The sequence below is a fragment of the Rugamonas sp. DEMB1 genome (genome assembly GCF_029834475.1).
Taxonomy (GTDB): domain Bacteria; phylum Pseudomonadota; class Gammaproteobacteria; order Burkholderiales; family Burkholderiaceae_D; genus Rugamonas; species Rugamonas rubra.
This window is the reverse complement of sequence record NZ_CP122407.1, coordinates 2,086,912-2,099,514: the sequence shown is the minus strand read 5'-3', so window position 1 is coordinate 2,099,514 and position 12,603 is coordinate 2,086,912. Positions and strand designations below refer to the sequence as shown.

Sequence of the window (12,603 nt, the reverse complement as noted above, 5' to 3'; positions counted from 1 at the left end):
GATGAATGCCTGGCCAAGTCCGTGAATTGTCCAAACGCGTTCAAGGCCGGGGGAGGATGACTCACTCCCTGTCGCCGCGGACAGGAAGAATCGGCTGAGGCTGTTTGACTTCCACCATGGTTTGCCAAGCAAGAGCGTGTGTTTCCCGCATTGGCAAACGGATTGCAATGGAGGATAGAGAGAGGCGGCACGCCAAGCCGGCACGAGGGTGATGGTTATACTGCTGAGATGTGAATAGAATCACGATAACCGTACAACACCGGCGCCCATCATAAGGCAAGGGTCTTCGTCGACAAGCGAGCCCATCGAGCGCGATTCAGTGATGTTTGATGTATATCAAATCCCCCCCGTTATGGCGGGCGGGAGTCGATGACATGGACATGGCCGGCGCCAGGCGGCTAGCTCAATCCAGCGCCAGCAGGGCCGCCACCTGCGCCGCCGGCAGGGGCCGGCTGAAGTAATAGCCCTGCAGCTGGTCGCAGTGCTGCGCGCGCAGGTAGTCCAGCTGCGCCTCGGTCTCGACGCCCTCGGCGATCACGCTCAGCCCCATCGTGTGGGCCAGCGCGATGACGGCGCAGACGATGGCGGCGTCGTCGGCGTCGTTGATCAGGTCGGCGACGAAGGAGCGGTCGATCTTCAAGGTCTGGATCGGGAAGCGCTTCAGGTAGGTCAGGCTGGAATAGCCGGTGCCGAAGTCGTCGATCGACAGGTGCACGCCCATGTCGCTGAGCGTTTGCAGCATCGCGGTGGCCTGCTCCGGCCGCTCCATGATGACGCTCTCGGTGATCTCCAGCTCCAGGCTCTCCGGCCGGCAGCCGGTCTCGGCCAGCACCTGGGCCACCAGCCGCGCCAGGTCCGTCTGCTTGAACTGGCGCGCCGACAGGTTGACGGCGACGCGCACGTCGCGCAGGCCGGCCTCGCGCCAGGCCACCTGCTGGGCGCAGGCCTGGCGCAGCACCCACTCGCCGATCGGCACGATCAGGCCGGTCTCCTCGGCGATCGGGATGAAGTCGCCCGGCAGCACCACCGCGCCGCCCGGCGGGTTCCAGCGCAGCAGCGCCTCCATGCCGACGATGCGCCCGCTGCTCAGCTCCACCTGCGACTGGTAGTACAGCTCGAACTCGTCGCGCTGCAGGGCGCGGCGCAGGCCGCCCTCGAGCTTGAGCCGGTCCAGCGTGCGCGCGTTCATCTCCTCGGCGTAGAACTGGAAGTTGCCGCGGCCGAGCTCCTTGGCGCGGTACATCGCCGCGTCGGCGTTGCGCAGCAGGTCGCGGCTGTCGGCGCCGTCGCGCGGGTACAGGCTGATGCCGATGCTGCCCACCGGCGCCAGCTCCTGGCCGTGCACGGTGATCGGCAGCGACAGCGCGGCCAGCATCTTGGCCGCCAGCGCCGCCACCTCGTCGTCGCGCGCCACGTCCGACAGCAGCACGACGAACTCGTCGCCGCCGACCCGCGCCACGGTGTCGCCCTCGCGAATGTTGCGCGCCAGCCGGCGGCCGACCTCGATGATGACCTGGTCGCCGGCGTCGTGGCCCAGGCTGTCGTTGATGTTCTTGAAGCGGTCCAGGTCGATGAACATCACCGCCACGTGGCGCCCCGCGCGGTGGGCGAAGGCGATCGCCTGCGACAGCCGGTCGAGCATCAGGTTGCGGTTGGCCAGCCCGGTCAGCGGGTCGTGGCTGGCCAGGTGGCGCAGCTCCTCCTCGTACTGCTTGCGCCGGGCGATGTCCTCGACCACCGCCACCACGCTGGCGTCGCGCGTGCCGGCGTGCATCAACGCCACCGTCACCTTGACCCAGACGATGTGGCCGTCCTTGCGCCGGTAGCGCTTCTCGCGCGAGTAGTGGTCCATCTCGCCGGCCACCAGGCGCGCCACCGCCTCCTCGTCGGCGCGCCACTCGTGGTCCGGCGTGATGTCGCGGAAGTTCAGCGCCTGCAGCTCGGCCTCGCTGTAGCCGACGATCTCCTGCAGCTTGCGGTTGGCGCGCAGCCAGCGCCCCTCCACGCTCAGCTCGGCCAGGCCGACGGCGGCCTGGCCGAAGGCGGCGCGGAAGCGCTCCTCGCTGTCGCGCAGCTCGCGCCGGCCGCTCTGCATGTAGGTGTCGAGCGCCAGGCTCATGTCGAAGCAGACCACCTTGAGCAGCGCGTCGTAGGTCGGCAGGTACAACTCGGGCCGGTCGGCCAGCAGCGCCTGCAGCAGCGGCGCCAGCGCCGACAGGTATTTGCGGTAGGCGCCGATGTACCACTGCGGCTCCAGGCCGATCTGCTGGTGCACCACGCCGACGCGCACGCGGTGCAGCACGTAGTCGGCGCCGTAGTCGCCCGCCGTCAGGCCGCGGAAGTAATCGGCCTGGGCGCATTGCAGGCGGGCGTAGACCTGCGGGTCGGCCAGCATGGCGCGCAGCGTCGGCACCGTCTGCAGGTGCTCGTAGAAGGCCGCGACGATGGCCTGCTGCCGCGCCTGCAGCGGCGCGTGCACCTGGCGCAGCAGGGCGATCTCGTCCGGCCCCAGCTCGAGGAAGGCCAGCTGCTCGGCGGCGGCGGCGCGGCTGGGCGCCATCGCGCGCACCTGCAGCTCCAGGTCGACCAGGCGCGCGTTCATGCCGCCGCAACGAGGCGTGCTGGTGCCGCTGCCGCGCAAGGAAATTGGAAGTTACACATAGTCATTCTCATCAAATTGGCGAAACAGCGGCGCCCCGGGACGACCTGCTGTGCAATATGGCGGGATGGCGGCCGGCAAGGCGAAATCGGCGGCCGCTGGGTGGGGGCGGCCACGCCCGGCCGGCGCGGCGGGCGGCGCGGCTGGCGCCGCCGCCGCCGGACAGCGGCAGGACTTTCATCAGTGTATTGATTGATTTCAAGCAATAATTTGATGTAGATCAAAATCCTCCGTCAAAAAGTGGAATCTTGTAATTTATTTACTTCCAGCGAAGCCAGGCCGCAACGGTGCCGCCCGATCGCCGCAGCGCCGCTTGCCGTACAATGTCAGCCCTGCGGCACGGCCGGCCCAGCCGGCGCCCGGGCATCGCGCACGACTCCACCGAAAAGCATCAGCATGAACGACATCGCCCCACCGTCCCTCCCGCAGGCCCATCCGGACATCCTCCACGGTCCCCAACGCGCCGAACTGCTGCGCGAGGAGATCCTGGCCGACCTGCTCGAGGCCAGCGCCCGCCGCGCGCCCGGCCAGACCGCGCTGGTCTGCGGCGGGCGCCGGGTCAGCTACGCCGAGCTGGACCGGCAGGCCGACCTGGTGGCGGCGCGCCTGATCGCCGCCGGCGTCGGCCCCGGCCGGATCGTCGGCCTGTGGCTGCCGCGCGGTGTCGAGCTGCTGCTGCTGCAGGCCGGCGTGGCCAAGGCCGGCGCCGCCTGGCTGCCGGTCGACGAGGACACCCCGGTCGAGCGCCTGCAGATCTGCCTGGACGACGCCGGCGCCGCCGGCGTGCTCAGCTGCGCCGCCCTGGCGCCGCGCCTGGCCGCCGTCGGCCGCCCGGTGTGGACCGCCGAGGCCCTGCTGGCGCCGGCCGCCCCCGGCGAGCCGCTGGCGCGCCGCGGCGCCGTCTCGCCCGACCAGCCGGCCTATGTGATCTACACCTCCGGCTCGACCGGCAAGCCGAAGGGCATCCTGGTCTCGCAACGCAGCATCTGCCACTTCCTGCGCAGCGAGAACGCGGTGCTCGGCGTGGCCGCCAGCGACACCGTCTACCAGGGCTTCTCGGTGGCCTTCGACATGTCCTTCGAGGAGATCTGGATCGCCTACCTGGTCGGCGCCACCCTGTGGCTGGGCCCGAAGGACGCCAGCGGCGACCCGGAGACCTTGCCGCGCCTGCTGGCCGAGAACGGCGTCACCGTGCTGCACGCCGTGCCCACCCTGCTGGCCCTGTTCGCCCGGGACGTGCCCGGCCTGCGCCTGATCAACCTGGGCGGCGAGATGTGCCCGGACAGCCTGGTCGAGCGCTGGGCCGGCGGGCGCCGCATGTTCAACACCTACGGCCCGACCGAGGCGACGGTGTCGTGCAGCCTGGCCGAGCTGCACATCGGCCAGCCGGTCACCATCGGCACGCCGCTGCCCAACTACGGCCTGCTGGTGATCGACGCCGACGCCGAGCGCCCGGCCGGCGCGCCCTTGCGCCTGCTGCCGCGCGGCGCGACGGGCGAGCTGTGCATCACCGGTCCCGGCCTGGCCGAGGGCTACCTGGGGCAGCCCGACCTGACGGTGGAAAAATTCCTGCCCAACCCCTGGGCCGGCGGCCTGCACGACGCCCGCCTGTACCGCACCGGCGACCTGGCCCGCATCGACGCCGACGGCCGCGTGCAGTGCCTGGGCCGCGCCGACGACCAGGTCAAGATCCGCGGCTTCCGCGTCGAGCTCGGCGAGATCGAGGCGCTGCTGGCCGGGCAGGACGGCGTCGGCACGGCGGCCGTGCTGCTGCGCCGCGACGACGGCATCGACCAGCTGGTCGCCTACCTGGTGGCCGAGGCCGGCGTCGAGCTGGCCGCCGGCGCGCTGCGCCACGCCCTGGCCGCCTCCCTGCCGCCCTACATGGTGCCGGGCCGCTACGAGATGCTGGCGGCGATGCCGCGCCTGACCTCGGGCAAGATCGACCGCAAGGCCCTCAAGGCGATGGCCTTGAGCGCGCCGCCGGCCGGCCACGCCGCCGACTCCGACCTGCCGGAGACCCCGGCCGAAGAGGCCCTGTTCGCCGCCCTGGCCGCGCTGTTCCCCGGCCAGCCCATCCTGCGCCAGGCCGACTTCTTCTCCGACCTGGGCGGCCACTCCTTCTTCGCCGCGCGGCTCGCCTCCGCCCTGCGCGCCGACCCGCGCTTCGCCCACATCACCGTGCGCGACATCTACCAGCAGCGCCGCGTCGGCCTGATCGCCGCCGTGCTCGAACAGGCCCAGGCCGCCACCGTGGCCGAGGCCGAATGGACCCCGCCGCCGGCCTGGCGCCGCTGGCGCTGCGGCCTGGCCCAGGCGGCGGCCATGCCGGCGCTGGTGGCGCTGCGCATGGCGCAGTGGCTGGCGCCGTTCTTCACCTACCACTTCTTCACCGGCGGCCCGGGCGACTCGGTGGCGCGCGCCATCGCCGTCTCGGCCGGCGTCTACCTGCTGGCCACGGCGCTCGAGTTCGCCATCGCCATCGCCGGCAAGTGGCTCATCGCCGGCCGCCTGAAGGCCGGCAGCTATCCGCTGTGGGGCCTGAGCTACTACCGCTGGTGGTTGGCCGACCGGCTGGTCGAATCGGCGCCGGCCTACCTGCTGAGCGGCTCCTCGCTGGCCGTCTGGTGGTTGCGCGCGCTCGGCGCCAAGGTCGGCCACGACGTCGTCATCGGCTCGCTGACCCTGCGCGCGCCCGACCTGCTGCGCATCGGCGACGGCGTCAGCATCGGCAACGCCGTCAACTTCGAGAACGCCCGCGTCGAACGCGGCCGCCTGCTGCTGGGCGCCATCCGCCTCGACGACGAGGCCTGCGTCAGCTCCTTCGCCGTCCTCGAGGGCAACACCCGGGTCGGCGCCGCCGGCCACCTGGAGGGCCAGTCGGCGCTCGGCGACGGCGCCAGCGTGCCGGCCGGGCGCATCTGGAGCGGTTCGCCGGCGCGCGACAGCGGCGCCTTCGACCCGCGGCGCCTGCCGCCACGGCCGCCGGTCGGCGCCCTGCGCCACGCCGCCGAGGCGCTCTTCTTCGTGCTCGGCATCGTGCTGATCGTCACCCTGTTCTTCATGCCGGTGTTCCCCAGCTTCGTGCTGATCGACTGGTTCGACGAGGCCGGCTGGCTGCCCTGGGTGCGCGGCGACGACCTGGGCGTGCGCCTGCTGCGCTACTTCCTGCTGGCCTTCCCGGCCAGCGCCGTGCTGATCGTGCTGACCGCGCTGCTGTCGGCCGGCATCCGCTGGGGCGTGCTGCCGCGCCTGCGGCCGGGCCGCTACGCCGTGCACGGCAACACCTACTGCGCCAAGTGGCTGGTCAGCCAGATCCAGGAGTCCAGCCTGAACGTCCTGCACGGCATCTACGCCACCGTCTACGCGCCCTACTGGTACCGCCTGCTCGGCGCCAAGGTCGGCCGCGACGCCGAGATCTCCACCGCCCTCGGCGTGGTGCCGGACATGCTGACGCTGGGCGACGAGACCTTCATCGCCGACGCCGTCATGCTCGGCGACGAGGAGATCGACGGCGGCTGGATGACCATGCAGCCGACCGTCATCTCGCACCGCAGCTTCGTCGGCAACGGCGCCTACATCCCGGACGGCACCGTGCTGCCCGAGCGCGTGCTGATCGGCGTGCACTCGCGCGCGCCGGACAACGCCCGGATGGGCAGCGGCGAAACCTGGCTCGGCTCGCCGCCGATCAGCCTGCCCGCGCGCGAGCAGACCAGCGGCTACCCGGAAAACCTGACCTTCCACCCCTCGCCGCTGCGCCGGCTGGGGCGCGGCCTGATCGAGGCCTTCCGCATCGTCGCGCCGCACGCGCTGGTGATCGCCGTCGGCTACACGCTGGTGCTGGCGGTGATGCCGGCCGCCGGCGCCGGCCGCTGGGCCGAGGTGAGCTGGGACCTGACCGTCGCCGGCCTGCTCTACGGCATCGGCAACTACGTCTTCGTGGTCGCCTTCAAATGGCTGCTGCTGGGCCGCTACCGCAAGCAATCGGAGCCGATGTGGACGCCCTTCGTCTGGCTGTCCGAGGGCGTCACCAACCTGTACGAGGGCATCGCCGTGCCCAACTTCATGCGCTACCTGCGCGGCACGCCGTGGCTGCCGCTGGCCTTCAAGCTGCTGGGCGCGAAGATCGGCCGTGGCGTCTACCTCGACACCACCGACATCACCGAGTTCGACTGCGTCAGCATCGGCGAGTACAGCGAGTTGAACGCGCTGTGCTGCCCGCAGACCCATTTGTTCGAGGACCGCGTGATGAAGATCGACCACGTGCGCATCGGCAAGCGCGTCTACATGGGGCCGCGCAGCGCCGTACTGTACAGCGCCACCGTCGGCGACAACGCCCGCCTCGGCCCGCTGACCCTGGTGATGAAGGGCGAGCACATCCCCGCCGCCAGCTACTGGAGCGGCTGCCCGGCCGCGCCGGCGCGCGCCTGAAACGCCGCGCCGAGTTGGGGACGCCGCGACGCGGACAACAGCAAGCAAACCCAGCGTTTAGCAGCTCTCCCCAAAACGCAACAATGTAACAATATATTCTTGCAGCTCAGAAATTCGCGCGGATAATAAAGCACCGGGCAGTGACAGCCCCACCTATCCTGACGTTAGATCTGGAGGTAAACGCGATGAGCAAGAACGTGTTCGCAACGCTGGTGATTGGAACTTGTGCGGGGGCCGCTTGCGCGCAAAGCGGCGTGACGGTATATGGCTCGATGGACCTCGGCGTGGTCTACGAGAGCGGCGGCCCGGCCGGCAGCAGCTGGAACCTCGAGAGCGGCGTGCAGGCCGGCTCGCGGCTCGGCTTCAAGGGCAGCGAGAATCTCGGCAATGGCCTGTCCGCCAACTTTGTCATCGAGGGCGGCATCGCCGGCGACACCGGCGGCAACCGCCCGACCGGCCTGACCTTCGGCCGCCAAACCCTGGTCGGCCTGAGCGGCCCCTTCGGCAGCGTCAAGCTGGGCCGGCAATTCAACCTGGTCACCAACGCGCTCAACGACGTCGACCCCTTCGGCGGCGGCCACGAGGGCGCCTACTCGAACGTCATGTTCTCCGACTACCGCACCAGCAACGGCGTCTACTACACCACGCCGGCCATCAACGGCCTGACCGCCAACCTGACCTGGGCGCCCGGCGAGGTGGCCGGCAGCGGCGCCGCCAAGCGCGAGCTCGGCTACGCCGTCGAGTACAGCCGCGACCGGGTGTTCGCCGTGCTGGCCCACCGCAGCCTGAACAACCTGGCCGACACCAGCACCCACAAGGTCAGCTTCGCCGGCGCCACCTACGACTTCGGCCCGTTCAAGGCGGCGCTGGGCTACGCCCGCAACAAGGACGACCTGGCGCTCGACTCGCGCGACATCATCGTCGGCGCCTCCACCACGCGCGGCGCCGACAGCTGGATGGTCTCGCTGATCGACCACCGCGACAGCAGCGGCCTGCGCCAGGATGCGCGCCAGGCCGCCATCGGCTACACCCACGCGCTGTCCAAGCGCACCAACCTGTACGGCTCCTATTCGCGCCTGCGCAACGACAACGGCGCCCCCTTCACCGTCGGCAACGCGGTCGAAAGCGGCAGCGGCACGCGCGGCCTGGCGCTGGGCCTGTATCACAAGTTCTAGTGTCACAAGTTCTAACGCCATCAGTTCTAAATCGCATCCGCAGCCAACCACCCACCGCCCCGGGAGAGCACACATCATGAAAGCACTCGTATCGGCAGTTCTGCTGACCCTACCCATGGCCGCCTTCAGCCAGGACGCGATGGTCCTGTGCATCGAGGACCAGGCCGCCGCGCCCTACACCTTCCCCACCCGGGACGGCACCATGCAGGTGCTGATCAAGATGGCCGCCAAACAGATCAACCAGCCGGTCACCTTCAAGATCCAGCCTTGGAAGCGCTGCATCGAGGACGTGCGCGGCGGCACCCTGAACGGCCTGCTCAACGCCGGCTACACGCCCTTCCACGCCGACTACGCCGCCTTCCCGCTCAGCGGCGCCAAGGCCAACTCCGCGCAGTCGCTGGCGCGCATGGACATCATGGCCTACCGCATGAAGGGCAGCAAGGCCGGCTGGGACGGCAGCAAGTTCTCCAACGTCGCCAAGCCGGTGCTGATCCCGTCCGGCTTCGCCACCATCTCCGACCAGCTCAAGTCGATCAACGTCAGCTACGACGACAACACCAAGGAGCCGCTGCGCAATTTCTACAAGATGATCGCCGGCCAGGGCGATGTGATCCTCGGCTTCGACGTCGAGATGAACGCGCTGATCGCCAGCCACAAGGACATCGACGACAAGGTCGAGATGATCCCGGCCAAATTCATGACCGCCGACTTCTACGTGCCCTTCAACAAGGCCTACTACGCCGCCCACAAGGAGCAGGTCGACGCGCTGTGGACGGCGATCGGCAAGACCCGCAAGTCCAAGGAGTACCTGGACGCGATCAAGGATATCAAATAGCGCTAATGCCCACGCCACGCCCGTCCCCGGGCGCGCTTCCGCCGCGCCCGCGCCCGCCGCCCGGACGGCGCCCGCAGCTGCTGCCGGCGCCGCCGGCGGCGTTGCGCGCCGCGTCGGCATCGCCGCCGACGCCACGACGGGCATTGACGACGCGACGGACGCTGGCAGCGCTGCTGGCACTGCCGCTACTGCTGGCCGCGTTGGCGGCGCCGGCGGCGGTCGACGGCAATGCCGCGCCGGCCCCCATCGCCGTCACCATCTACGGCGACGATGGCTATCCACCCTACTCCTACCTGGAGAACGGCGAGATGAAGGGGATCTACAGCGACATCATCCGCGCCGCCGCCAAGCGCATGCCGGAGTACCGCGTCAGCCTGCAGCCCATCCCGTGGAAGCGCGGCCTGGTCAAGCTGGAGACGGGCGAGGCCTTCGCCCTCTACCCGCCGTATCTGCGGCCGGCCGAGCGCCCCTACATGGACTACTCGGACGGCATCCTGGCCGAGCAGCTGGTGGTGTACTGCAGCCAGCCGGTGATCGAGCGGCGCCCGCGCAAGGTTTGGCCGGACGACTACGCCGGCCTGCGCATCGGCCTGAACGCCGGCTTCCTCAGCGGCGGCAAGCTGTTCGACCAGGCCGTCGCCGAGGGCCGCCTGAGCGCCGTGCCGGCGCGCAGCAGCCGCACCAACCTGCTCAAGCTGATGAAGGGCCGCATCGACTGCTTCCTCAACGACCGCTCCTCGATCGTCTGGGAGCTGGGCCGCATCCGCCACGAGGGCCTGGCCGAGGCCGGCGCGCTGCCGATCGCCGAGACCAGCGCGCTCAGCGCCGAGCAGGGCTACCTCGGCTACACCAACCGCGACGCCGGCCGCTTCCCCTACAAGCACGACTTCATCCGCAAGTTCAACGCCGCCATCAAGGAAATGAAGCAGGACGGCGAGATCCGCGACACCATCGAGCACTTCCTGCGCACGCCGGGCTAGGCGAGGCAATCAGATCGCCTGGACAAACCGCTGCGGTCCAGCGTCCGAAAGATGCGTCCCACTTCCATCGACGTGAATGATGTCAAAAGGATTATTATTGACGGCTGGCCGCAGCATCGCGCAGCTATCGAACTCTTTTTCAATCCACCACGGCGGGGTCAATAATGGCAACCGGAGAAAAGAACGAACCGAAGAAAGTAGCCCCGGCAGGCGGCAAGAAAAAGGCCGGCGCGCACATATCGACACCACGTCCACCTGTGACAGCGCTACCGTCTTGGTCGCTACCGAATTGGTCCAGCGAGACGGCTGCCACTTACCTTGGTTGGAGTCAGCGCTCGCCGAAGGTTGATCAAGGTCCAAGCACAGCGCAGCAGGATGCCGCGTTGCCAGCGGCACAAATCCATGCCACCGTTTCCGCCGCGCTGAGTGGCCTAAACTTCTCAAACGCAAGGATTCTGAGTTCCATCGCAACGTCGGCGTTGGCCTTGGTTTCCAAACAGGACTGGGGTAGCTTGCATGCACGCCCCATGGACATCGAGCCGGCGATGGACTCCCGATTGCAGGTTGCCCTGGCCAGGCAAAAGAGCGGATCGCCAAGAATGGCGCTGGCGTCTACGTCCGCGGAAGAAATTGCTGTGATCGCCAAGGTCGACGACGTGCAGGCATGGGAGGCCTTGAGCGAGGTCAAGGTCGGCGTCACGCTGGGCGCGGAGACTGGCGAAGGCGGTGTTTGCATCGTCACCGGGCGCATACCGATCAAGCGAATCGAAGCGGTTCGTCACCAACCATTCGTGCAAAGCCTGAAGGCATCGCAACCGGTACGGGCGGCATTGGCCGCAACCACGCGCGCGATGATGGTCGCGCCAGGTCTGCTGCCGGCGGGCACCTCACCCGATGGAGGCAAAGGCGTTGTCGTCGGCATTGTCGATTTCGGCTGCGATTTCGCGCATGACAACTTCCGCCGAAACGACGGTAGCACGCGAATTGAAGCAATCTGGGATCAAGCGGGAGAATTGTCCGGCGCGGGCGACGTGCAGTACGGACGCTTACATCCGCAAGCCGACATCGACGCAGCGCTAAGAACCCCCGATCCCTATGCGGCGCTCGGCTATGGCTCCCATCTGAATGTAGGCGCCCACGAGGGGGCGCATGGTACGCACGTGATGGATATTGCCGCAGGCAATGGCCTTGGATCGGGAACTCCCGGTTGCGCACCGCAGGCAGCCATCATCTTTGTTGAGGTGTCCGCCTCGGATATCGCCTGGAGTGGGCCGACGGCGGTGGACCAGTCGTTCGGCGATTCGGTACAGATGCTCGAGGCAGTCAGCTTCATTTTCGCGCAGGCCGGCGATCGCCCGTGCGTGGTCAATCTGAGCCTGGGCACGAATGGCGGCCCGCACGACGGGACGACCCTGGTCGAGCAGGCAGCTCGACCGGCTGATCCGGGCAAAACCCAACAGGGCGGTCGTCATCGCGGCCGCCAACTCGCAAGCCGACCACATTCATACCGAAGGCACGATTCCCAAAGGTGGATCGATAGATGTACGCTGGAAGACAGAGAACAGCCCGGCGGGGCAGGAAATGGAAGTGTGGATGGCCGGCACCACGCGGGTGGCGGTGGAGGTCATCGCACCCGACGGTAGCAGCCTCGGCGTGGCCGAGCCGGGAAGCAACATGCCGATCGGCACGGCCCAGGACATCGTCGTGTACGTCGGCAACCGGCTGAGAGACCCCAACAATCTCGACAACATGATCGGGATCTATATCGCCGGCGCCGTCGGTGGCGGCCAATGGACGATCCGGCTCTTCGACCGGGGCAACTCCGGTGCCGCGTTTCATGCCTGGATCGAACGTCTGGACACTGCCCAGTCGTCCTTCGTCGATCCGATCGATAGCTGCACGCTCGGCTCAATCTCCTGCGGCCACGACACCATCTGCGTCGGCTCCTACGATGCGCACAAAAGCGCGCTTCCCATGTCCTATTTCTCAAGCACCGGGCCAACCCGGGACGGCCGGTTCAAACCGGAAGTGTCGGCGCCGGGTCATGCGGTCAGGGCGGCTCGGTCCGGCAGCAGGACCGGATTGGTCGACATGTCAGGCACCAGCATGGCCGCGCCCGCCGTCGCTGGACTCGTCGCGCTTGTCGCCACGCGCTTGTCGCCACGCGCTTGCCGCCACGCGCAAATCGGATACACTGGGTGTCATGGACTTCTCTAAACTCAAAAAACTTGAACAGCTCGACGCTCGCGTTCGGCAGATTGATGACGAGCGTGTAGTGACCGCCATCGTCAAAGTGAAGGAGGCAAATTACCACCCGCGCTTGCTCGCCGTGCGCAAGCAAATTGATAGCTGGCTTTTCACGGCCGAGTTCAAGGCACAGTATCTACGGGATCTGGAGTCCGACCCCTTGGTGGAAACGATTTCGCTGGCCAAAGCACTTCCCTCCTGTTGAAATGAGCGCCACCGCCGCGAGCCGGCCGCAAACGACATTGTCATGAATCGAATGACGTTTACGTAAACGTC

General features: G+C 68.2%; 9 protein-coding genes. 7 read left to right on the top strand and 2 right to left on the bottom strand.

All coding sequences use genetic code 11. The features are described 5' to 3' along the window. Nucleotides 1-403 precede the first annotated feature (403 nt). A complete protein-coding gene (locus tag QC826_RS09745; protein ID WP_279765410.1) occupies nucleotides 404-2,602 on the bottom strand; it encodes a putative bifunctional diguanylate cyclase/phosphodiesterase in 2,199 nt (732 codons plus the stop codon). Between the two features lie 453 nt (nucleotides 2,603-3,055). Here QC826_RS09745 and QC826_RS09740 point away from each other — a divergent pair, with 453 nt between their 5' ends. The 4 genes from QC826_RS09740 (at nucleotide 3,056) to QC826_RS09725 (ending at nucleotide 10,080) form a co-directional block, all read left to right on the top strand. After that, entirely contained in the window at nucleotides 3,056-7,090 is a 4,035-nt protein-coding gene (locus QC826_RS09740; protein ID WP_279765408.1) for a Pls/PosA family non-ribosomal peptide synthetase, read from the top strand. A gap of 185 nt (nucleotides 7,091-7,275) precedes the next feature. Then, the gene (locus QC826_RS09735; protein WP_279765407.1) at nucleotides 7,276-8,265 is read left to right on the top strand and encodes a porin; all 990 of its coding nucleotides are present in this window, start codon (nucleotides 7,276-7,278) and stop codon (nucleotides 8,263-8,265) included. 76 nt (nucleotides 8,266-8,341) lie between these two features. Next, entirely contained in the window at nucleotides 8,342-9,100 is a 759-nt protein-coding gene (locus QC826_RS09730) for a hypothetical protein (RefSeq protein WP_279765406.1), read from the top strand. A 143-nt stretch (nucleotides 9,101-9,243) separates the two neighbouring features. After that, nucleotides 9,244-10,080 carry a substrate-binding periplasmic protein gene (locus QC826_RS09725; RefSeq protein WP_279765405.1) on the top strand — a complete coding sequence of 279 codons (837 nt, stop codon included), beginning with the start codon at nucleotides 9,244-9,246 and terminating at the stop codon, nucleotides 10,078-10,080. Nucleotides 10,081-10,089: 9 nt separating this feature from the next. On the opposite strand, the gene QC826_RS09720 is transcribed toward QC826_RS09725, so the two are convergent. Continuing rightward, a complete protein-coding gene (locus QC826_RS09720) occupies nucleotides 10,090-10,440 on the bottom strand; it encodes a hypothetical protein (RefSeq protein WP_279765404.1) in 351 nt (116 codons plus the stop codon). A 167-nt stretch (nucleotides 10,441-10,607) separates the two neighbouring features. Here QC826_RS09720 and QC826_RS09715 point away from each other — a divergent pair, with 167 nt between their 5' ends. The 3 genes from QC826_RS09715 to QC826_RS09705 are packed head-to-tail and all read left to right on the top strand — an operon-like array spanning nucleotide 10,608 to nucleotide 12,532. Continuing rightward, nucleotides 10,608-11,723 carry a S8 family serine peptidase gene (locus QC826_RS09715; protein WP_279765403.1) on the top strand — a complete coding sequence of 372 codons (1,116 nt, stop codon included), beginning with the start codon at nucleotides 10,608-10,610 and terminating at the stop codon, nucleotides 11,721-11,723. Continuing rightward, nucleotides 11,674-12,297 carry a S8 family serine peptidase gene (locus tag QC826_RS09710; RefSeq protein ID WP_279765402.1) on the top strand — a complete coding sequence of 208 codons (624 nt, stop codon included), beginning with the start codon at nucleotides 11,674-11,676 and terminating at the stop codon, nucleotides 12,295-12,297. The genes QC826_RS09715 and QC826_RS09710 overlap by 50 nt, the downstream gene beginning before the upstream one ends. Continuing rightward, nucleotides 12,284-12,532 carry a hypothetical protein gene (locus tag QC826_RS09705; RefSeq protein WP_279765401.1) on the top strand — a complete coding sequence of 83 codons (249 nt, stop codon included), beginning with the start codon at nucleotides 12,284-12,286 and terminating at the stop codon, nucleotides 12,530-12,532. Before QC826_RS09710 ends, QC826_RS09705 begins: the two co-directional genes overlap by 14 nt. Nucleotides 12,533-12,603: the final 71 nt, after the last annotated feature.

Excerpts from the sequence above, each read along its gene's own strand:
- QC826_RS09745 (WP_279765410.1), bottom strand. The coding sequence starts at position 2,602 with ATGAACGCGCGCCTGGTCGACCTGGAGCTGCAGGTGCGCGCGATGGCG.
- QC826_RS09740 (WP_279765408.1), top strand. The coding sequence starts at position 3,056 with ATGAACGACATCGCCCCACCGTCCCTCCCGCAGGCCCATCCGGACATC.
- QC826_RS09735 (WP_279765407.1), top strand. The coding sequence starts at position 7,276 with ATGAGCAAGAACGTGTTCGCAACGCTGGTGATTGGAACTTGTGCGGGG.
- QC826_RS09730 (WP_279765406.1), top strand. The coding sequence starts at position 8,342 with ATGAAAGCACTCGTATCGGCAGTTCTGCTGACCCTACCCATGGCCGCC.
- QC826_RS09715 (WP_279765403.1), top strand. The coding sequence starts at position 10,608 with ATGGACATCGAGCCGGCGATGGACTCCCGATTGCAGGTTGCCCTGGCC.
- QC826_RS09710 (WP_279765402.1), top strand. The coding sequence starts at position 11,674 with ATGGCCGGCACCACGCGGGTGGCGGTGGAGGTCATCGCACCCGACGGT.
- QC826_RS09705 (WP_279765401.1), top strand. The coding sequence starts at position 12,284 with ATGGACTTCTCTAAACTCAAAAAACTTGAACAGCTCGACGCTCGCGTT.